The following is an 18,451-nucleotide window of genomic DNA, read 5'->3' as shown; positions in this document are numbered from 1 at the left end:
GATTTACCTCCTTATTTATTATTGTAGCCTGGATACATTTCTTTTCTTTTCATGACAGCTGCTGGTGGCTCAACCTTTGGAGCATCCGGATGAAGTAGCCATGTTGCTGCGTAATGTGTATCCGATACTTTAAACATTGGAGGCTCTTGTTCTAAATCAATTTTCATCGCATATTCGTTACGAGGGGCAAACGCATCTCCCTTTGGAGGGTTAAGAAGGTCTGGTGGTGAACCTGGAATCGCATATAGCTCATCTTCAGCTGTATCCAAGTCTGGCATCGAGCTAATTAAACCCCATGTATACGGATGCTGCGGATTGTAGAAAATTTCATCTACTGTACCGATCTCAATAATTTTCCCTCCGTACATAACCGCTACTCGGTCTGCTACATTGGCAACCACACCTAAATCATGCGTAATAAAGATAATAGATGTATCAATTTTTTTCTGTAAATCTTTCATTAGCTCCAAAATTTGTGCTTGAATCGTAACGTCTAAAGCAGTGGTTGGTTCGTCAGCAATCAAGACCTTAGGGTTACATGCTAAAGCAATCGCAATAACAACCCTCTGTCTCATACCACCAGAGAATTGGTGAGGATATTGTTTAAAGCGTTCCTCCGCCATTGGAATGCCAACCAACTTTAAAAGCTCAATCGCCCGTTGCTTAGCTGCTGATTTACTCATATTTTGGTGTTTAATAATTGGTTCCATGATTTGCTTACCAACCGTCATTGTTGGATTTAAAGAAGTCATTGGATCTTGAAAGATCATAGAGATTTCCTTGCCACGAATCGATTGCATTTGCTTGTCCGATAATTTTGTTAAATCTTTTCCATCAAACAGGATTTCGCCCTCTTTAATCTCAGAATTAGTCTCAGGTAAAAGACGCATAATAGCCTTTGTTGTTACAGACTTCCCTGAACCAGATTCTCCAACTATGGCAAGAGTTTCTCCTTTATTAAGATGAAAGTTAGCTCCACGAATCGCTTTAACTTCTCCAGCAAACGTATGGAAAGATATATTTAAGTTATTTACTTCTAATATTTTTGACATCTTTTCTCACCTGCCTTAGTCTCTCATTTTAGGATCTAACGCGTCGCGAAGACCATCTGCAATCATATTAAATGCAATCATAATGACAGAAATAATAATCGCCGGAACTAGCATTTGGTATGGGAAGGCAATCATTGATTTAAATCCTTCATCAATAAGCGTTCCTAATGATGCTAATGGCTCTTGAAGACCTAAACCGATAAAGCTCAAGAAGGCTTCAAAGAAAATTGCGTTAGGGATCGTAAACATTGTGTTAATAATGATAACACCTGCGAGATTAGGAATTAAATGTTTAAAGATAATTTTCGAATGGCTAGCACCAAGTGTACGTGACGCTAGAACAAACTCTTGGTTTTTCAATTTTAAAACTTGGGCCCGAACGACACGAGCCATACTAACCCAACCGGTAATGGTTAATGCGACTGTAATTGATATAATTCCCGGCTTTAAAACTATAATCATCAAAATAACAATAACGAGATTTGGAATTCCTGAAAGTACTTCAATAATTCTTTGCATAATATTATCAATACGTCCACCAAAGTAACCAGAAATAGCACCGAAGGCTACACCGATAACCATATCGATAAAGGCCGCTAAGAATGCGATATATAGAGAGATTTGCATCCCTTTCCATACACGAGAAAATTGGTCTCTCCCTAGAGCATCTGTACCAAACCAGTAGTACTCTTCAATTTGCTTCTGCTCATAAGGATTTACCACATTACCATTTTTCAACGTTCTAGTTCCATCAAATGGTAACCATGAAACATTTTCTAATGCCGCAATACGAGGTGGTAAGTTAGCATGTTTCGTGTTTTGCTTATCAAACTCAAATTTACTTAATGATGGCCCAATTAAAGCCATAATAATTAAAATTCCGATCACTACTAAACTTACAATCGCACCTTTATTTTTTCTAACACGTAACCACGCATCCTGCCAATAGTTTAGACTTGGTTTAGAAATGCGCTCACTTGTTGATGCGTCAATAATAGCGGGCTCAAATTGGTCTTTGCTGATTTTCTCATCAAATTGTGCCATTATTTCTTCCCTCCCGCTAAACGAATTCTTGGATCAATCAAGCCATAAAGAATATCAACCACTAAAATAACAACAATAAATAGGAACGCAAATAATAGAGTGGTTGCCATAATGACCGAATAGTCATTCACTTGAACCGATTTTACAAACTGCTCTCCTAGTCCTGGAACAGAGAAGATCTTTTCAATAACTAGAGAACCAGTCATTAAGCTTACAGCAAGCGGACCTAATACAGTGATAACTGGAATTAAAGCATTTCTTAACGCATGCTTAAATGCGATTTCAAAGTAGTTTGCACCTTTTGCTCTAGCTAATGTAATATAATCCGACCCTAGAACTTCTACCATTTCTGTTCTCATAAAACGAGCTGCAATGGCAATCGGGAACATCGAAAGTGCAATCGTTGGCATAACCGTGTATTCAGGACCTTTCCAGAATGCAACAGGGAACCAACCTAGTTTTACACCTATATAATATTGAAGCAATCCAGCAAAAACAAATGAAGGAATGGATTTACCAATAACAGCTATAAAGGTCGTTCCATAATCTACCCACGTATTTTGCCTTAGGGCTCCTAACACCCCAAGAATGATACCTACAATTGTACCTACTAATAGAGCTTGAAATCCTAGTAATGCAGAGGCACCTATCCTTGCACCTAATAATTCTGATACTGGTGTATTAGCAAATTGATAAGAAGTACCTAAGTCACCCTTAACTAAGTTTGTCATATACGCCACATACTGAACTGGAACAGGTTCATCAAGCTTATAATATTCAAGCATCATCTCAAGTTGCTCATCTGACATTTTTGCTTGGTTTTTAAACGGTGTTCCTGGAACAAGCTTCATTAAGAAAAACGTCATTGAGGCAATTAGAAATAGAGTAATTATCATATAAATAACCCTTTGGCTAATATATTTAATCATCTGTGCACCTCCTACTTATTTTGAATTTTCCCCATGTTTCGACAATTTGATTACAGGGAAAAAGAGAGTATATTTAAGCGAATATACTCTCTCTCCTATTTCATTGTACATCATTTCACCATATTAATTATATGGTAAATTATTTATTTAGTTTCGCAAACTTCCAGCTGTACTCTGGTCCAAAGATATGGTAAGTAAAGCCTTCAAGCTTTTCGTTTACTAGTAAATTTGAAGCACGTTGGTATGTTCCAGCAAGAGCTGCATCCTCAAACAATACCTTTTCAGCTTCTTGTAGAGCTTCAAAACGCTCTGCAGGCTTATCAGCTAACTCAGTTTGAGCAGATTTTACTAGCTCATCATATTTAGCGTTAGAGAAAGACATTTTGTTGTGTCCTCCACCAGTTAACCAAAGATCAGAAAATGTCATTGCATCTGGATAGTCAGGACCCCAACCAGCATGAAGGATATCATAATTTTGAGTATCTTCACGGTCAAGACGTACAGAGAATGGAACACTTTCAAGGTTAATTGTTAAACCTGGAAGGTTATTTTGTAGTTGATCCTTAAGGAAAGCATCAACTGTCTTTGAAGTCTCAGTGTCTCCACCAAGGAAGTTTAATTCAAGACTTTCTACGCCTAGTTCAGCTAGACCTTTTTCCCAATATTCTTTTGCTTTTTCTGCATCAAATGCATTTAAATCTCCGTTTGCTGCACGGAAGTCTTCACCAGTTTCTGGGTGCTTAACGAAATCGGCAGGTACCGCATAGTTAGCAGCTAAAGAACCGTTTTGAAGAATATCGTTTACTAAAGCATCTTTATCAAACGCTAAAGAAAGAGCAAAACGAATGTTTTTGTTAGCTAGAGCTTCGTTTTCTTGGTTAAACTTTAACCAGAATTCAGTTGGCTCTAACCATGTTAAAAGACGAGAATCTCCCTCATATTGCGAGATAACCGCTGGTGTTGATAGTTTTGGTGTTACATCAGCTTGTCCTGCTTCAAAAGCATTTGCAGCTGCTTGTGGATCTTTAGATGTATTATAGTTGATTTTTGTTAAAGTAACGTTTTCTGCATCCCAGTACTCTTCGTTCTTTTCAAGAGTCCACTCAGTTGCAGCAACCCCATCCCACTTAGTCATTTTGAAAGGACCGTTAAAGATTAGGTTTTCAGCATTCTTTGCAAAGTCTGCGCCTTTTTCTTCAACAAACTTTTGGTTTTGTGGATAGAAAGTAGGGAATGCCATTAAAGCTTTAAAGTAAGGAACTGGCTTTTCAAGTGTTACTTCTAACTCAGTATCGCTTAATGCTTTAATACCAAGCTCACTTGGGTCAACTTCTCCAGCTTTTACTTTATCTGCGTTCTTAATTACTCCAGTCATTATGTAAGGACCGTAGAATGAAGCAGAATCAGGTAATAGTGCACGTTGCCATGCATATACGAAGTCGTTAGCTGTTACAGCATCACCATTAGACCATTTAGCTTCTCTAAGTTTGAATGTGTAAACAGTACCGTCTTCGCTAACAGTTGGTTCACCGTCAGATAAAGCAGGAATTGGATTTTGTTCCTGATCTAGGCGATATAATCCTTCGTTAACGTTATTGATCATTGTGAAACCTACAGTGTCTTCAGCAAGTACAGAGTCCATAGATGGAATTTCCGCTGATTCTAGTACTGTGATTTCTTGGTTTTCTGCTAATTCAGAACCTGTTGCTTCTGAATCATTATCAGTTTTTGCTTCGTCCTCTTTATTTCCACCAGAACATGCAGCTAAAAACATGCTAAGAACTAGTGTTAGGACTAAAAGCAATGAAAATTTTGACTTTTTCACTGATAGACCTCCTTAGATTGTTTTTTCTGAAAAGTTGTACATTAGTTATTATACATTTAAATTACTTTTTGTACATGTTTTTTCAAAAAAATTTTATACTATTGTTATAATTGTTAACATCGACTTTAGATATACTATGATATAATTAGCATTTATTAGTAAATGAATATCTAACCCGACCAAATAGTTTTTTGCTTTAATACTTTTTAGATATAATAATTTTAGAGAGGATCACCTAATGAAAACGGTTAAAACAAAGCTAAATTTAGCACTTTTATTATGCTCTCAAATAATAATTTTCATTCTAATGTTTTTTAGTAATAGCATTTCAGTTTTAAATTACATAAATAAAAGCTTCTATATTTCAAGTTTGCTCCTTTTTATATCTTTAGCTATATTTACTGTCAATACAGGATTTTTTGACGTTGTAACTAAATCCTTTCGATTAATTTTTGCTGGAAAAGATGTAACAAGAGAAACCGTGGATGAAATGAGACCCTTATCACAAATAATTACTGTTAAATATTCTCCGTTACTGTTCGTAGGCTTTATTAATTTAGCACTTTGTCTCATAGCACTCCTCTTCTACTATATGTAAGCGGTAGTTCTTGATTAAAAGAGAATAGTTACTTATAATTTTTAATAAGCATCTTATTACATAATTAATGAGTGATTTTAAAGTTTGTGGTTAATATTCTGCCACTCTTTCCTAGTATTAGTTTGGAGAGGTGGTTTTTTCCACTTAAAAGGAGGAACTTTCATGAAAACTATCTTCTCTGGTATCCAACCGAGCGGAATGATAACACTAGGAAATTACATAGGCGCCTTGAAACAATTCGTTGAACTTCAAAATGAATATAACTGTTATTTCTGTATCGTTGACCAACACGCTATTACGGTCCCTCAGGATGCTCAGCAACTTAGAAAAAATATTCGCAGTCTCGCTGCCTTGTACATTGCGGTTGGATTAGATCCTGAAAAGGTTACGTTATTTATTCAATCTGAAGTTCCAGCTCACGCACAGGCAGGCTGGATGTTCCAATGTATATCTTATATTGGAGAGCTTGAAAGAATGACACAGTTTAAGGATAAATCTGCTGGGAAAGATGCTGTTTCTGCTGGATTGCTTACTTATCCACCTTTAATGGTTGCGGATATTTTGCTTTACAAAACGGACCTTGTTCCTGTGGGAGAAGATCAGAAGCAGCATTTAGAGCTTACACGTGATTTAGCGGAGCGCTTTAATAAGAAGTACAATGATATTTTCACTATTCCAGAGGTTCGAATTGCAAAAGTTGGCGCTCGGATTATGTCCTTACAAGATCCAACGAAAAAAATGAGTAAGTCTGACCCTAATCAAAAAGCATTTATATCATTATTGGATGAACCAAAGCAAATAGAAAAGAAAATTAAAAGCGCTGTTACTGACTCTGAAGGTATAGTAAAGTTTGACAAGGAAAATAAACCTGGAGTTTCGAATTTATTATCGATCTATTCCATCTTAACTGGAAAAACGATTGAAGAATTAGAGAATCAGTATGAAGGAAAAGGTTACGGAGACTTTAAATCAGAACTAGCACAAGTTCTAATTAATGAATTTGAACCGATTCAGAAAAAATACCATCAGTTAATGCAATCTACTGAACTGGATGAAATCCTCGATAGAGGCGCAGCTAGAGCCAATGAAGTTGCTAGTAAAATGGTTAAGAAAATGGAAACGGCTATGGGGCTAGGAAGAAAAAGAAAGTAAATTAAAAAGGCTGGATATCCAGCCTTTTTAATTTACTTTCGGACCATGCTCCATTTCCCACAACTTCTCAAAGAAGGGCTGGCCTTTTATTAAGTTTTCACAAAAGGTCTCATGCTTAAAGGACCAACCGTACTTTGTATTTTCATATAATTCCTGCCAAACATTTTCAAATGTCAGGTCTTGAATTTCTGAATACTTTTCCGGATTCCACTCTGTATACCAGTATCTTACTTCTGCGGCGTTATTTGATGAGTGAAGCTGGTCTAGGGCCATAAATAACAACTGCTTTAGTTGTCTCTCTTTTCTAGTTAACCCGTTCATTAGCTCTGGTGCTGGTGATAAAATATGAAATTCTTTTAATGAAGAATGATCATTAAATGCATAGGGCATGGTGTCATGCTTATCAATCATCTCATAAACTAGCTGTTCTTGCCTTGGAATCAACCTACTCTTCCGAATCGGTATATTGTAGCCGATAGTATCCACTACTAGTATTCCCGTGCCATCAGTGACCACAAAGCAATACTCTAGCTGAATGCGCTCGTGATTTTTACGTAAATATGCCTTTTGATAAACATCGTCCAATAGCTGTTGTGGGAGTTCTGAAAGATCATTTTCAATATAGTTAAACAACACTGACTCAACCTTTAACAAGGGAACCTGATCTAGAAGTTCGACTCCGTCATCTTTCCGCCACTCATGAAAGTGACAGACATTGTACCCGTTCTCTTCTCCTTCAAACCAATTTACCCAAACATCATGAAGATACAACATTTATTAACCCCTCACTTCACTCTCTGTTTGTCATTCAGTATGGGCAGGTTAACGTTAATTTATTCCTTTTATGAAATCTTAATCCAATTATTGTATTATTCCTCTTTACCTGGAAAATAAATACTTAACCATATAATCAACATACCAACTAGAAATAGATAGCACTCTACACGTCCCTTTATAAATTCAAGATAGTCTATCATCGTATATCCTGTCGTTAATAAATTTAGGTACGCAATCGTACTTATCCCACCTAGTACAGCTAGTCCAAAACCAGTTAGTAAAAGGAAAATTCTCATAATCATAGAAATTTCCCCACTCTCTTCATCGCCTTTCCCCCAGCCTTCTTTTCTACATACATATGTTATTGGTGGACAACTTATGAGACAAAAAAAACTACCAAATTGAATTGGTAGTTTTATCTGTTTGATTTAGGGTTAAATGCGTCCTTAAACCCTTCACCTATGAAATTAATGGATAATATCGTACCTGTTAACACTGCTGCTGGTGGTATCCAAATCCACCATTTACTAGTCAACACATCAGGACTGCGTGCTTCCTGAAGCATATTCCCCCAGCTTGGTATATTCATCGGTACACCAAAGCCTAAAAAGCTAAGACCTGTTTCTGCAACAATCATAACAGCTAAAGTTAATGTGGCTTGTACGATAATTGTAGACATAACGTTTGGAAGTAAGTGCTTCGTAATCGTTTTAAAAGGTGAGCACCCTATTGATATCGCACTCAAAATATATTCATTTTCCTTTTCAGCCATTACCTTACTTCTAACAAGACGTGCTGTTCCTGTCCAGCTCAGTACCGAGATGACAAAAATTAAGGTAGCTGTGCTTGATTCTAAGAAAATAGACTTTAAGACGATGACAAATAGTAGGAATGGAAAGTTCATCATAATTAAAATGACTGACATATCATTCACTTTTTGGATATCTTTAAGTAGTTCTAATATTTGTGCCTGAACCGTTACATCCAGAGCTGTCGTCGGTTCATCGGCAATCAACAGCTTAGGTTGACAAGCGATTGCAATCGCTATCATTACTCTCTGCCTCATGCCTCCAGAGAGCTGATGCGGGTACTCATCAATAATTTTCTCTGGTCTTGATATACCTACACTTTTTAACAAAGCAATACTCTTTAATCTCGCTTCTTTTTTCGAGATTTTCATATGATTAAATAACACTTCTTGAATTTGAAAACCAATGGAAAACACTGGATTTAGTGAGGTCATAGGTTCCTGGAATATCATCGCGATATCTTTTCCACGGATACTATTAATCTCTTTATCTGACATTTGTTCTAAATGCACACCTTCAAATTGAATGCTACCTGAATTAATTTTACCGATACCTTTTGGTAGGAGCTTCATAATTAAAAACATTCACGTTATTGAAAAAACAGAAAAAGCCTCTACTTTAAGGCTTTAAAGTGTATTTGAAACCCTTGATACAACTAGGTTTCTTCGATAAGCGTAATAAAATGTTTTCCTTGAATTGTAAATGACGTTTTTGTAGAAAAGTAATTTTCCTTGTAATACTTTCTAACAAGGTAATACCCACATGCATAACCTAATAGTTTTGGATATGCACCAACCCCAAATAATAATTGATCATGTTGTTTATCTGTTTTTTTCAATTTTAAGTTGGACATGATATATTTCTTCATGTACATTTCTATGTCTTCCTGACTATAATAATGACACCAGTCGGCCAAGTATTCTGTTCCACAGTTTTTTTCAACTTCCAATTCTGCAAGGCCTTCTAATATAATGGAGTCTAGTAAAGTAAACTCTATCGGTTTCCTGTTTTGTTTTTTCATCCGGCACACATGATGGTATTCATGGACAAATAAAGCCTCTAACTCTTTTTCATCCTCATAATCTCCGATAAATAAAAACATTCTATCAGGAAAAGAAACACCAGATTTTCTTGTTTTCCGCTCTCTAAAAAAGGAAGCGCTCGATTGATTTATAGGGAAAATATAGATATTTACTTGGGGTCCAAGCCACTTTTTTCTATACTTTTCATAAATCTTGTTAATCGTTTCCCATGTTTTTTTCTTTTTTAATGTCTCATATGTTCGAAAGCTTGCATGATTAGGTCGATACATCCCAAACGAGGTAAGATATTCATATATAGGCTTTGACTCACTTTCATTAAACTCTTTTAGAAATCTTTTACATATAGCAACAGGATTCGAGAATTCTTTTTCTAACCATTTATCCGTGCGTGCGACTACCACCCAACTCCCCCATTTCTTTTACACTGTAATAGCATATTATGAGAAAACATCCAAAACTTGATTAAAGCATTAAAAAAACAGAGCGGATATTACTCCACTCTGTTTCATTTTATTTATATGCTTTAAAAACGATGGTTGCGTTATGACCACCAAAGCCAAGCGAATTACTCATAGCCACTTGTACTTCTTGTTTTCTAGCTTCATTTGGAACATAGTCTAAATCACATTCTGGGTCTGGTGTTTCATAGTTAATCGTTGGAGGAATCATGCCTTCTTTAATCGCTAATACGCTAAAGATCGCTTCCACTCCCCCTGCTGCTCCAAGCAAGTGACCTGTCATAGACTTTGTTGAACTCACGGCAAGCTTATACGCATGTTCACCAAACACTTCTTTAAGAGCTAATGTTTCAAAGCGATCATTGTAATCGGTACTTGTTCCATGTGCGTTCACATAGTCTACTTCATTAACGTTTAAACCAGCATCATTTATAGCCATTTTCATTGCACGCGCTCCACCTTCTCCACCTGGTGCTGGTGCAGTAATATGGTAGGCATCCCCTGTTGCTCCATAGCCAACGATTTCTGCATAGATTTTTGCCCCACGAGCTAAAGCATGCTCCAATTCTTCTAATACAATAATTCCTGCTCCTTCTCCAATAACAAAACCATCACGATTTTGATCAAAAGGGCGACTTGCTTTACTTGGATCAGGATTCGTAGATAGTGCAGTGTTTGCACAAAAACCTGCAACAGACATTTTTGTAATTGGCGCCTCTGCTCCACCAGTCACCATTGCAATTGCGTCTCCTCGTTGAATTACCTTAAAGGCATCACCAATTGAATTTGTTCCTGTGGCACAAGCAGTTACGGTACAAGAGTTAAATCCTCTTGCTCCTAGTGTAATGGAAACCTGACCTGTTGCCATATCTGGAATCATCATTGGTACGAAAAACGGACTAACTCTTCGATAGCCACGGCTTAAGAATGTTTCATACTGACTTTCAAAGGTCTCCATTCCACCGATACCTGATCCAATCCAAACACCAATATTATGCGAGTTGCTGTCATTAATCTCAAGTCTTGAGTCTTCAACCGCCATCTTAGCTGCTGCTACAGCATAATGAGTGAAACGATCCATTTTTCGAGCATCTTTTTTATCAATAAAATCTTCAACTTGGAAATCCTTTACCTCTGCAGCTACTTTTGCTGGGTATTCATCTGCATTTAATCTAGTAAGCGGTCCTACACCAGATACACCTGCTAATACATTGTTCCATGCTGTTTCAACGTTATTACCAACTGGAGTAACAGCGCCAACCCCTGTTACAACTACTCTTTTCTTCGTCATGTCTGGCAACTCCTTTGATTTTCTATAATGAATATATAATTTAAATAATTATTTGCCCCAACGAATGGCAATGGCACCCCAAGTTAATCCTCCGCCAAAGCCTACCATAACAATCAGGTCATCCTCTTTTATTTTACCAGCCTCTACCTCTTCTACCAAAGAAATCGGAATAGATGCTGCTGAGGTATTTCCATATTTATCAACGGTTTTAGACATTTTTTCTTCAGGAAGCTCTAGTCTTTGTCTTGAAGCCTCCATAATTCGAATATTCGCTTGATGCGGTATTAAAAAGTCAACGTCTTCTTTTGAAAGTCCTGCCTTTTCAAGAACATTTACGCTACTTTCTCCCATTTGTCTAACTGCGAACTTAAATACCTCTCTACCATTCATTACAATATAATCTTCCTGGTAAAGATGCTTACCACCTGTACCGTCCGCTCCCAGCTCAAAAGAAAGTATACCTCTACCTTCCGTTACTTTACCCATGACTACTGCACCGGCTCCATCACCAAACAATACAGCTGTATTTCGGTCTTGCCAATCCGTAATTTTTGATAATTTCTCAACACCAACTACTAACACATATTTATAGCTGTCACTCTCAATAAACTGCTTAGCTGTAATCATTCCGTACATAAACCCTGCACACGCTGCACTAATATCCATAGCCGCAGCGTTTACTGCACCTAATTTCTCTTGTAACATACAAGCTACGGAAGGAAACGGTTGATCTGGTGTCACTGTTGCTACTAGTATTAAGCCAATTTCCTCAGGTGAAATCTGTGCATCTTCAAGTGCTTTTTTTGCAGCTTCGAAGCCTAAATCGGATGTATTAACGTCTTTTTCAGCGATTCTTCTTTCTTCAATACCTGTTCTAGTACGAATCCACTCATCAGAGGTGTCAACTATCTTTTCTAAGTCCGCATTTGTCAGTACTTTATCTGGAAGACATCTACCAATACCGATAATTCCCGCCTTCATGTTCCCAGCTCCTTTATATAACTACACTTATTATCAATTATTATGACTTGGTACTAAAATTTTAACAGTAGTTCCCCGTTTTATCAATCTTTTTATCCATTTTATGTACATTCACCATCTATCGTCCATACATTCTTTATTCCATTTCATAACTTATTAATAAGGGTGAAAGGAGGTAGAATGATGCTGAGTAAGAAAGATGATAGAGATCCCTTTTCAGCACTAATGTTTCCATCCAGAAGAGAATCCAATCAAGAGACGGAGCAAACGGAAAGTGTTGAAGGCATGTCCGAGCAAGAATGGCTTTTTGGAAAAAGACGGTCACACTCAAAAGAGGAATCACTTAATAATAGTCCTAAAAACCAAACAGCAATAGAGAAAGCTATAAACAATGTGAATTTACCCGAGCTTATGAATCATTTTGACACATTAATGACCTCTGCTCAAAACCTAAAACCATTATATAAGCAAATCAAACCAGTTATTTCATCATTTTTGAGCTCTAAAAAATAAACAAAACAAGGCTGATATCTCTTTTGTTAGAGAATCAGCCTTGTTTTTATTCTTCTTCTTGCATTGCATCTTTAACACCAAGTTCATATGCTTCCTGCATAACTTTCGTAAACAACGTCATAAAAGGCTGAATGAGTTCCATAGATAATTCAATGCCTGCATTTTCTAATTGCTCCTTGGCCTCCGGTAAGTATTTCATAGCAATGCCCATAAATTCCATTGTTTTGTCTTGAGACATGTTGAAAATCCTCCTATTGATTTGGCAATTTACCCGTTTCTTTGTACTTTGTTATTAATTCGGTTATTTCTTTTTCAAATTCTTTATCCACTTCAGGACTGAACTTACCCAAGGATATCACATTATCTTGAAAATCAAAGGAAAGGTTTCCTGTTTGCAGCTCATTCTTGCTATATTTTTCAGCAACTAATTCATAAAGTCTATCTACATGTTGAACGGTGCTAGTAAGAACCGTGGATTCCCCTAAATCTGACTGGTCAGAAATAAAACCTATTGCATACAAACCATTTTCTTTTATTCTCTCAATAACTGGCACATTGTATCCGTCACCTGCTGGATAGATGACATCCACCTTGTTTTTTAACATATGATCTAAAAAGGTTAAGGCCTTATCATCATCATCCCAATGGCCAACATAATCAATTTGTACAGATACATCCTTATTTTGGTATTGAGCTCCCTCAAGGAATCCTTTTACTTCTGGCTGCCATTCATATGCAGCAATAATCCCAATTTCATTGGTTTTTGTCATCTTCCCTGCTACCATTCCACCAAAAAAACCCATAGCATATGCTTCAAAGTTTAAGCTCGTTGTATTTTCCATTTGAGCATCACTATTAAAACTCACGAAATGAATCTCAGGGTACTTATCTGCTAAGTTGTTAAAATAAGGACCGTACTCATTGCCATGTCCAAAAATGAGATTTACTACTTTTTGATCAAACTCTTTTATCGCTCTTTCAACGATTGCCTCTGAGTTCATGTCCTCTTTATAATAAACGTCCACTTTAAATCGGGATTGAATTTTTAACATTCCTTTATAACCTTTCGTCCCCCAAACCTGGTCGTTGATTGTATCTGGCACCAATAATCCAACCTTCTTAAGCTCGCCAGAAGACATAGGTTGTCCACAGCTTGTCAGGAAAGGAAGGCTTAAAAGAAGTAACAATCCAACCCGAACAAACATCTTACGCATTTTCTTTTCCGCCTTTCAAAAGGACACTCAACGAAAAAAGTGAAAGTCCCTTACTTACTATTTATCTATTACATTCTACCTTTAACATATAAAGAATGAAAAGTAATTTTTTCACCTTAATACAACGATGTCCATTATTGCTCTAATGATGGAAGAAAACTCATTTCGTTCATATGCTTTATGTGATAATGATATAAAAAAACTCATTACATTTCCAACATACTCATTTTCGTTCCGTTTTTCCCACTCTGTGAAAGGGTGAATAACTATAAATTTTAAGTTTTTAGAATTTGTAGCTAGGGTCTGTAACTTCCTTTTTAGATTACTATTTTCTTTCATCCAAACATGTCTTACATTTTCGTCAAAGTTATTCAGAAATACCCAAGTTGATGTTGTATTAAAATCACTTTGTTGAAGCCAATCATTTAGAGCTATTTCTTCAAAATTTGCATTTCTCCCAATCTCCATTCTTCTCTCGTTATAGATTGTTTCATGTCCTGTTTGGAGGTGTATTCCTCTGACTTCGTAGCCTTCTTCTAAGAGGAAATTAGTCATTTCAAATCCGAGCTCCTCCAAAGCTCCAAGTACAAGTACCTTGTCCATAAAAAAAGCCTCCCTGTTACTCGATATACCAGTATATGCGCAGGGAGTCACCACTATTCTTAGTTCTTCATTACAGTACTTTTTCATGCTGTTTTAAAAATTTTGTAACTTGTTGAGCGATTTGCTGCTTTTTCTCTGGCAGCATATAACAAACAGTAACAGGCGAATTCGTATCCTCCCACTTCACTGACAATTCTTTTAGTAAATTGGATTGTTTATATGCACGATTTCCGGACAGGACATGAATGATCTTCGTTGGGGTCTTCGGTTTCACATGTCGGTCACCCTGATCACTGATCAGCAACTCGACGATCTGATGATGCTCTTGTTCGTAGGATTGAGACAGTTCTCTCATAAGCTTCTTATAAAAGAATTTATGTTCCTTTTCTTGATCTAAGTGATCTTTTAAAGAAAGAATAGGGTTGATAAGAACCGTTGAACGAATATTTTCCTCCATCATATCAATCAGCTTTAAAGCAACTAGCGCTCCCATACCCTCAGCTAAAATATGAATATTTTCATTAATTATTTCAGTGCGGATAACATACTCATAGAGTCTTTTCGCTAGCTTAACGGCCTTTTCACAACCCCAATGCTTTCCGTAGAGGTTAGAATAAAAAACCGTATAGCCTGTTTCTCTGAGCTTCTGAATGAGTGTCCATTTCCCTTCATTTTGCGTCCAAAAACTACTTTTCTCATCAACAAAATGCCTTTCGTCACCAATAATTAAGATACCGAAACCGCGTGGTTTTTCGGGATAATGAATCATATTCCATTCGGTATCCAGTTTAAAGTTTCGGTTCTCCATACTAAAAACTCCTTCAACGTCATTTTGCTCCATAATAATGTATGAATCATTATTTAAAATGAAAGGGAGATTAGCCTATATTCGGTGAATTGACTGATAAATTTCTACCTTGTTTTGTCATTATTCATTTATTATTTTATAGTGATATGGTAAGATGAATGAAGATTTCAATATGTAAGAGGTGAAAAAAATGAGTTACTTTTGGACATTTTTCTGGACGTTCTTATTAGTACAAATGCTTTCATACGTTGTTTCGTCGATGATTGGAGCTGCATTCCATTTTGAAACCGGTGCCATAGTTGGAGTGATTGTTACGGTACTAATTATTGTAATTGGTGCTGTTTTACCGAATGAGCCAGCTGGTCATGAAACACATTAATCTTAATAAAACGGTTTGAAAAAAGTCATCCATATTCAAGGGATGACTTTTTAATTGATCAAAGGATATTTAATTTTATTTTACCGTCTACCAATTCGATCTGTACAGTATTTTTCTCCTTTACCTTACCTGAAATAATTTCCCTAGCTAACAGGGTCTCAATATTTCGTTGTATATATCTTTTTAACGGCCTAGCACCGTATACAGGATCAAATCCATGTGTAGCTATATACTCTCTTGCCTCATCCGATATTTCCACGTGTATATTTTGTTCCTTAACTCGCAGACTCAATTCATTTATTAATTTGCTAACAATTTCCTTAATAGCTGATAAATCTAGAGGGTTAAAGGTAATAATTTCGTCAATTCGATTTAAAAATTCAGGTCGGAAATGAGCTCTTAATAACTCAAGTACTTTTTCCTTTCCTTCATGCTTATTTGATTGGTTTTCTAACAATATATGAGAGCCAATATTGGATGTCATAATAATAATGGTATTTTTAAAATCTACCGTTCGCCCTTGAGAATCAGTAATTCTTCCATCATCTAACATTTGTAATAAAATATTAAAAACCTCAGGGTGAGCCTTCTCTATTTCATCTAGTAGAATTACTGAATAAGGCTTTCTTCTCACCGATTCTGTAAGCTGTCCACCCTCTTCATAACCAACATATCCAGGAGGAGCACCAATTAATCTTGAAACAGCATGCTTTTCCATGTATTCAGACATATCGATTCGAATGATTTTTTCCTCGCTATCGAATAATATTTGCGCAAGTGCTTTTGCTAATTCTGTTTTACCAACACCAGTTGGTCCTAGGAAAATAAATGAGCCAATTGGTCGATTGGGATCCTTAATTCCAGCCCGAGCTCGTAATACGGCATCAGAAACAAGCTCGACTGCTTCGGATTGCCCAACTACCCTCTCTTGTAAAATACTTTCTAGCCGAAGCAACTTCTCTCTTTCTCCCTCAACTAACTTTACAACAGGGATGCCTGTCCAACGAGAGACGATATTGGCGATTTCCTCCTCTGTAACCTCTTCACGAAGCAATCGTTCCCCTTGCTTCGAATTCATTTCTTCCTCCAACAGTTCGAGCTCTTTTTCAGCTGTCGGGATTTTCCCATGTCGAAGTTCTGCTGCACGATTTAAATCATATTTGTTCTCCGCATCTTCTAGCTCTCTTCTTAATTTCTCTATTTGTTCTCTTTTTTCTTGGACCTTATGAATTTCTTCTTTTTCCGAAAGCCACTTCGCCTTCATTGTAGCGACTTTTTCCCTTACGTCTGCCAGTTCCTTTTGCAAAATAAGAAGGCGTTCTTTACTCTGACTATCTTCTTCTTTCACTAATGCGGCTTCTTCTATCTCTAATTGCATGACTCTCCGAGCTACTTCGTCTAATTCGGTTGGCATCGAGTCGATTTCAGTTCGAATTAAGGCACAAGCTTCATCAATTAAATCAATCGCTTTATCCGGTAAAAAGCGATCTGTGATGTACCGATCAGACAAAATAGCTGCTGTAACGATTGCTCGATCATGAATATTTACTCCATGATGAATTTCGAATCGTTCCTTTAGTCCTCTCAAAATAGAAATGGTATCCTCCACATTCGGTTCCTGAACGACCACCTGCTGAAACCGACGTTCTAGTGCAGGGTCTTTTTCAATGTATTTTCGATGTTCATCAAGAGTTGTTGCACCTATACAATGCAGTTCTCCTCGAGCAAGCATCGGCTTTAACATATTCCCAGCATCCATTGCTCCTTCTGTTTTTCCAGCTCCTACAATTGTATGAAGCTCGTCGATAAATAGAAGAATCCGACCATCACTCTTCTTTACCTCATTTAAAACTGCTTTCAGTCTTTCCTCAAATTCACCTCGAAATTTTGCACCTGCGATTAAAGCACTCATATCAAGCGAAAAAACAGTTTTATCCTTTAACCCTTCCGGTACATCCTTTCTAACAATTCGTTGAGCAAGCCCCTCGACGATAGCCGTTTTTCCAACACCTGGTTCTCCAATTAATACTGGATTGTTTTTCGTTTTTCGAGACAAAATTCGAATCACATTCCTTATCTCCGCATCCCGTCCAATTACAGGATCAATCTTTCCCTTTTTTACTTCTTCTACTAAGTCACGTCCATATTTATTTAATACATCATAAGTTGATTCTGGATTCTGTGAAGTCACCTTTTGATTCCCCCTAATCTCATAAATAACTTCAAATAATCTTTCCTTAGTAATTTTATGTTTCTTCAAGTACTGACTAAATGCCGTTTCTTGTATGCTGGCTGCAGCTAACAATAAATGTTCAACAGACATATATTGATCCTCTAATGCATCCTTCTCTTTGTCTGCTTCGAGGAGAAGCTTTTGAAGGAGAGACGTTATATATATATTGGATTGTGTATTTCCGCTTACTACCTCCGGCTTTCTCTTTCGTATATGTTCCAACTGTTCTAAGTACGGATCCACCGAAAGCTCAAGACGTTCTATTATCATAGTTGCTAAACTATCCTTCTCTTTGAAAAGAGACATAAAAAGGTGAGCTTCGTCCATTTCTTGATGGTTTGATTTTCTGGCTAGCGCTTGAGCCTCCGAAAACGCCACCTGCACCCGCTCAGTCATTGATTGATAATCCATAAGGCTCCTCCTTTGACCATTTTTGACCTTTATTCATTTTCTATTATAATCCATTTTTCACATAGTAAAGCCATCCATGTAGGATGGCTTTGCTTAGTTATGAGTGTACTTTGGAGCATATGTCCATTGGCGCTCGTCATTTGTTGATTCTGGGAAGCGTTCGCCTGCTTTTAGCTTAATCTTTTTCGGATTCGAAACCATAGAACCTGTATCACCAATCTCTATATAGACACCATTATTTGGTGCCTTATCACCTGAACGAAAACGATGGTTTTGTCCCATAATCCCACTCCTTTCTAATGGTCGATTATAGTATTACCCAAATAAAAAA

At 36.9% G+C, this 18,451-nt stretch carries 20 protein-coding genes; 4 read left to right on the top strand and 16 right to left on the bottom strand.

Annotated elements, in window-relative coordinates:
- Positions 1–11 precede the first annotated feature (11 nt).
- From MKX65_RS06645 to MKX65_RS06630, 4 genes are all read right to left on the bottom strand, one after another.
- Positions 12–1,052 carry an ABC transporter ATP-binding protein gene (locus MKX65_RS06645; protein WP_160546389.1) on the bottom strand — a complete coding sequence of 347 codons (1,041 nt, stop codon included), beginning with the start codon at positions 1,050–1,052 and terminating at the stop codon, positions 12–14.
- Positions 1,053–1,067: 15 nt separating this feature from the next.
- A complete protein-coding gene (opp3C, locus tag MKX65_RS06640) occupies positions 1,068–2,096 on the bottom strand; it encodes an oligopeptide ABC transporter permease (protein WP_160546390.1) in 1,029 nt (342 codons plus the stop codon).
- Positions 2,096–3,025, bottom strand: a complete 930-nt coding sequence (opp3b, locus tag MKX65_RS06635) for an oligopeptide ABC transporter permease (RefSeq protein ID WP_340902889.1) — start codon at positions 3,023–3,025, stop codon at positions 2,096–2,098. The genes opp3C and opp3b overlap by 1 nt, the downstream gene beginning before the upstream one ends.
- 139 nt (positions 3,026–3,164) lie before the next feature.
- Positions 3,165–4,850, bottom strand: coding sequence for a peptide ABC transporter substrate-binding protein (locus MKX65_RS06630; RefSeq protein WP_340902888.1), 1,686 nt, complete (start codon positions 4,848–4,850; stop codon positions 3,165–3,167).
- 238 nt (positions 4,851–5,088) lie between these two features.
- On the opposite strand from MKX65_RS06630, the gene MKX65_RS06625 reads away from it, so the two are divergent.
- Positions 5,089–5,448, top strand: coding sequence for a DUF3899 domain-containing protein (locus MKX65_RS06625; protein ID WP_160546392.1), 360 nt, complete (start codon positions 5,089–5,091; stop codon positions 5,446–5,448).
- Positions 5,449–5,610: 162 nt separating this feature from the next.
- Positions 5,611–6,600 carry a tryptophan--tRNA ligase gene (gene trpS / locus MKX65_RS06620; RefSeq protein ID WP_160546393.1) on the top strand — a complete coding sequence of 330 codons (990 nt, stop codon included), beginning with the start codon at positions 5,611–5,613 and terminating at the stop codon, positions 6,598–6,600.
- Positions 6,601–6,627: 27 nt separating this feature from the next.
- Here the strand turns inward: trpS and MKX65_RS06615 are convergent, their stop codons facing one another.
- The 6 genes from MKX65_RS06615 to MKX65_RS06590 all read right to left on the bottom strand — a co-directional run bounded on the left by MKX65_RS06615 (position 6,628) and on the right by MKX65_RS06590 (position 11,959).
- Positions 6,628–7,374, bottom strand: a complete 747-nt coding sequence (locus MKX65_RS06615) for a YjbA family protein (RefSeq protein WP_160546394.1) — start codon at positions 7,372–7,374, stop codon at positions 6,628–6,630.
- 95 nt (positions 7,375–7,469) lie between these two features.
- The gene (locus tag MKX65_RS06610; protein ID WP_160546395.1) at positions 7,470–7,679 is read right to left on the bottom strand and encodes a hypothetical protein; all 210 of its coding nucleotides are present in this window, start codon (positions 7,677–7,679) and stop codon (positions 7,470–7,472) included.
- 113 nt (positions 7,680–7,792) lie between these two features.
- Positions 7,793–8,758, bottom strand: coding sequence for an ABC transporter permease subunit (locus tag MKX65_RS06605; RefSeq protein WP_340902884.1), 966 nt, complete (start codon positions 8,756–8,758; stop codon positions 7,793–7,795).
- Positions 8,759–8,841: 83 nt separating this feature from the next.
- The gene (locus MKX65_RS06600) at positions 8,842–9,630 is read right to left on the bottom strand and encodes a DUF2268 domain-containing protein (RefSeq protein ID WP_340902882.1); all 789 of its coding nucleotides are present in this window, start codon (positions 9,628–9,630) and stop codon (positions 8,842–8,844) included.
- 109 nt (positions 9,631–9,739) lie between these two features.
- Positions 9,740–10,978, bottom strand: a complete 1,239-nt coding sequence (gene fabF / locus MKX65_RS06595) for a beta-ketoacyl-ACP synthase II (protein WP_340902881.1) — start codon at positions 10,976–10,978, stop codon at positions 9,740–9,742.
- A 48-nt stretch (positions 10,979–11,026) separates the two neighbouring features.
- On the bottom strand, positions 11,027–11,959 hold the full coding sequence (locus MKX65_RS06590; RefSeq protein WP_160546397.1) for a beta-ketoacyl-ACP synthase III: 933 nt from the start codon (positions 11,957–11,959) through the stop codon (positions 11,027–11,029).
- Between the two features lie 183 nt (positions 11,960–12,142).
- On the opposite strand from MKX65_RS06590, the gene MKX65_RS06585 reads away from it, so the two are divergent.
- Positions 12,143–12,472 (top strand): hypothetical protein, encoded by a 330-nt coding sequence (locus MKX65_RS06585; protein ID WP_160546398.1) that lies wholly within the window; start codon positions 12,143–12,145, stop codon positions 12,470–12,472.
- 46 nt (positions 12,473–12,518) lie between these two features.
- Here MKX65_RS06585 and MKX65_RS06580 read toward each other — a convergent pair whose 3' ends face one another.
- From MKX65_RS06580 to MKX65_RS06565, 4 genes are all read right to left on the bottom strand, one after another.
- On the bottom strand, positions 12,519–12,710 hold the full coding sequence (locus tag MKX65_RS06580) for a ComZ family protein (protein WP_160546399.1): 192 nt from the start codon (positions 12,708–12,710) through the stop codon (positions 12,519–12,521).
- Positions 12,711–12,723: 13 nt separating this feature from the next.
- The gene (locus MKX65_RS06575) at positions 12,724–13,677 is read right to left on the bottom strand and encodes a BMP family ABC transporter substrate-binding protein (RefSeq protein WP_445677945.1); all 954 of its coding nucleotides are present in this window, start codon (positions 13,675–13,677) and stop codon (positions 12,724–12,726) included.
- Between the two features lie 120 nt (positions 13,678–13,797).
- Positions 13,798–14,289, bottom strand: a complete 492-nt coding sequence (locus tag MKX65_RS06570; protein ID WP_340902877.1) for a hypothetical protein — start codon at positions 14,287–14,289, stop codon at positions 13,798–13,800.
- A 70-nt stretch (positions 14,290–14,359) separates the two neighbouring features.
- A complete protein-coding gene (locus MKX65_RS06565; protein ID WP_340902876.1) occupies positions 14,360–15,097 on the bottom strand; it encodes a hydrolase in 738 nt (245 codons plus the stop codon).
- Positions 15,098–15,287: 190 nt separating this feature from the next.
- Here MKX65_RS06565 and MKX65_RS06560 point away from each other — a divergent pair, with 190 nt between their 5' ends.
- Positions 15,288–15,476 carry a DUF2929 family protein gene (locus tag MKX65_RS06560; RefSeq protein ID WP_160546403.1) on the top strand — a complete coding sequence of 63 codons (189 nt, stop codon included), beginning with the start codon at positions 15,288–15,290 and terminating at the stop codon, positions 15,474–15,476.
- Positions 15,477–15,534: 58 nt separating this feature from the next.
- Here MKX65_RS06560 and clpB read toward each other — a convergent pair whose 3' ends face one another.
- Both clpB and MKX65_RS06550 read right to left on the bottom strand, forming a co-directional pair.
- Positions 15,535–18,120, bottom strand: a complete 2,586-nt coding sequence (clpB, locus tag MKX65_RS06555) for an ATP-dependent chaperone ClpB (protein ID WP_340902875.1) — start codon at positions 18,118–18,120, stop codon at positions 15,535–15,537.
- 93 nt (positions 18,121–18,213) lie between these two features.
- Positions 18,214–18,402 carry a YjzC family protein gene (locus tag MKX65_RS06550; protein WP_160546405.1) on the bottom strand — a complete coding sequence of 63 codons (189 nt, stop codon included), beginning with the start codon at positions 18,400–18,402 and terminating at the stop codon, positions 18,214–18,216.
- Between the last annotated feature and the right edge of the window lie 49 nt (positions 18,403–18,451).

The sequence above is a fragment of the Robertmurraya sp. FSL R5-0851 genome (assembly GCF_038002965.1).
In the GTDB taxonomy this organism is placed as follows: Bacteria; Bacillota; Bacilli; order Bacillales; family Cytobacillaceae; genus Robertmurraya_A; species Robertmurraya_A beringensis.
This window is presented reverse-complemented; position numbering and strand designations above follow the sequence as displayed.

Bases quoted from the DNA above. Each gene is read 5' to 3' on its own strand.
- MKX65_RS06645 (WP_160546389.1), bottom strand. From the start codon at position 1,052: ATGTCAAAAATATTAGAAGTAAATAACTTAAATATATCTTTCCATACG.
- opp3C (WP_160546390.1), bottom strand. From the start codon at position 2,096: ATGGCACAATTTGATGAGAAAATCAGCAAAGACCAATTTGAGCCCGCT.
- opp3b (WP_340902889.1), bottom strand. From the start codon at position 3,025: ATGATTAAATATATTAGCCAAAGGGTTATTTATATGATAATTACTCTA.
- MKX65_RS06625 (WP_160546392.1), top strand. From the start codon at position 5,089: ATGAAAACGGTTAAAACAAAGCTAAATTTAGCACTTTTATTATGCTCT.
- trpS (WP_160546393.1), top strand. From the start codon at position 5,611: ATGAAAACTATCTTCTCTGGTATCCAACCGAGCGGAATGATAACACTA.
- MKX65_RS06615 (WP_160546394.1), bottom strand. From the start codon at position 7,374: ATGTTGTATCTTCATGATGTTTGGGTAAATTGGTTTGAAGGAGAAGAG.
- MKX65_RS06610 (WP_160546395.1), bottom strand. From the start codon at position 7,679: ATGATTATGAGAATTTTCCTTTTACTAACTGGTTTTGGACTAGCTGTA.
- MKX65_RS06605 (WP_340902884.1), bottom strand. From the start codon at position 8,758: ATGAAGCTCCTACCAAAAGGTATCGGTAAAATTAATTCAGGTAGCATT.
- fabF (WP_340902881.1), bottom strand. From the start codon at position 10,978: ATGACGAAGAAAAGAGTAGTTGTAACAGGGGTTGGCGCTGTTACTCCA.
- MKX65_RS06590 (WP_160546397.1), bottom strand. From the start codon at position 11,959: ATGAAGGCGGGAATTATCGGTATTGGTAGATGTCTTCCAGATAAAGTA.
- MKX65_RS06585 (WP_160546398.1), top strand. From the start codon at position 12,143: ATGCTGAGTAAGAAAGATGATAGAGATCCCTTTTCAGCACTAATGTTT.
- MKX65_RS06580 (WP_160546399.1), bottom strand. From the start codon at position 12,710: ATGTCTCAAGACAAAACAATGGAATTTATGGGCATTGCTATGAAATAC.
- MKX65_RS06575 (WP_445677945.1), bottom strand. From the start codon at position 13,677: ATGTTTGTTCGGGTTGGATTGTTACTTCTTTTAAGCCTTCCTTTCCTG.
- MKX65_RS06570 (WP_340902877.1), bottom strand. From the start codon at position 14,289: ATGGACAAGGTACTTGTACTTGGAGCTTTGGAGGAGCTCGGATTTGAA.
- MKX65_RS06565 (WP_340902876.1), bottom strand. From the start codon at position 15,097: ATGGAGAACCGAAACTTTAAACTGGATACCGAATGGAATATGATTCAT.
- MKX65_RS06560 (WP_160546403.1), top strand. From the start codon at position 15,288: ATGAGTTACTTTTGGACATTTTTCTGGACGTTCTTATTAGTACAAATG.
- clpB (WP_340902875.1), bottom strand. From the start codon at position 18,120: ATGGATTATCAATCAATGACTGAGCGGGTGCAGGTGGCGTTTTCGGAG.
- MKX65_RS06550 (WP_160546405.1), bottom strand. From the start codon at position 18,402: ATGGGACAAAACCATCGTTTTCGTTCAGGTGATAAGGCACCAAATAAT.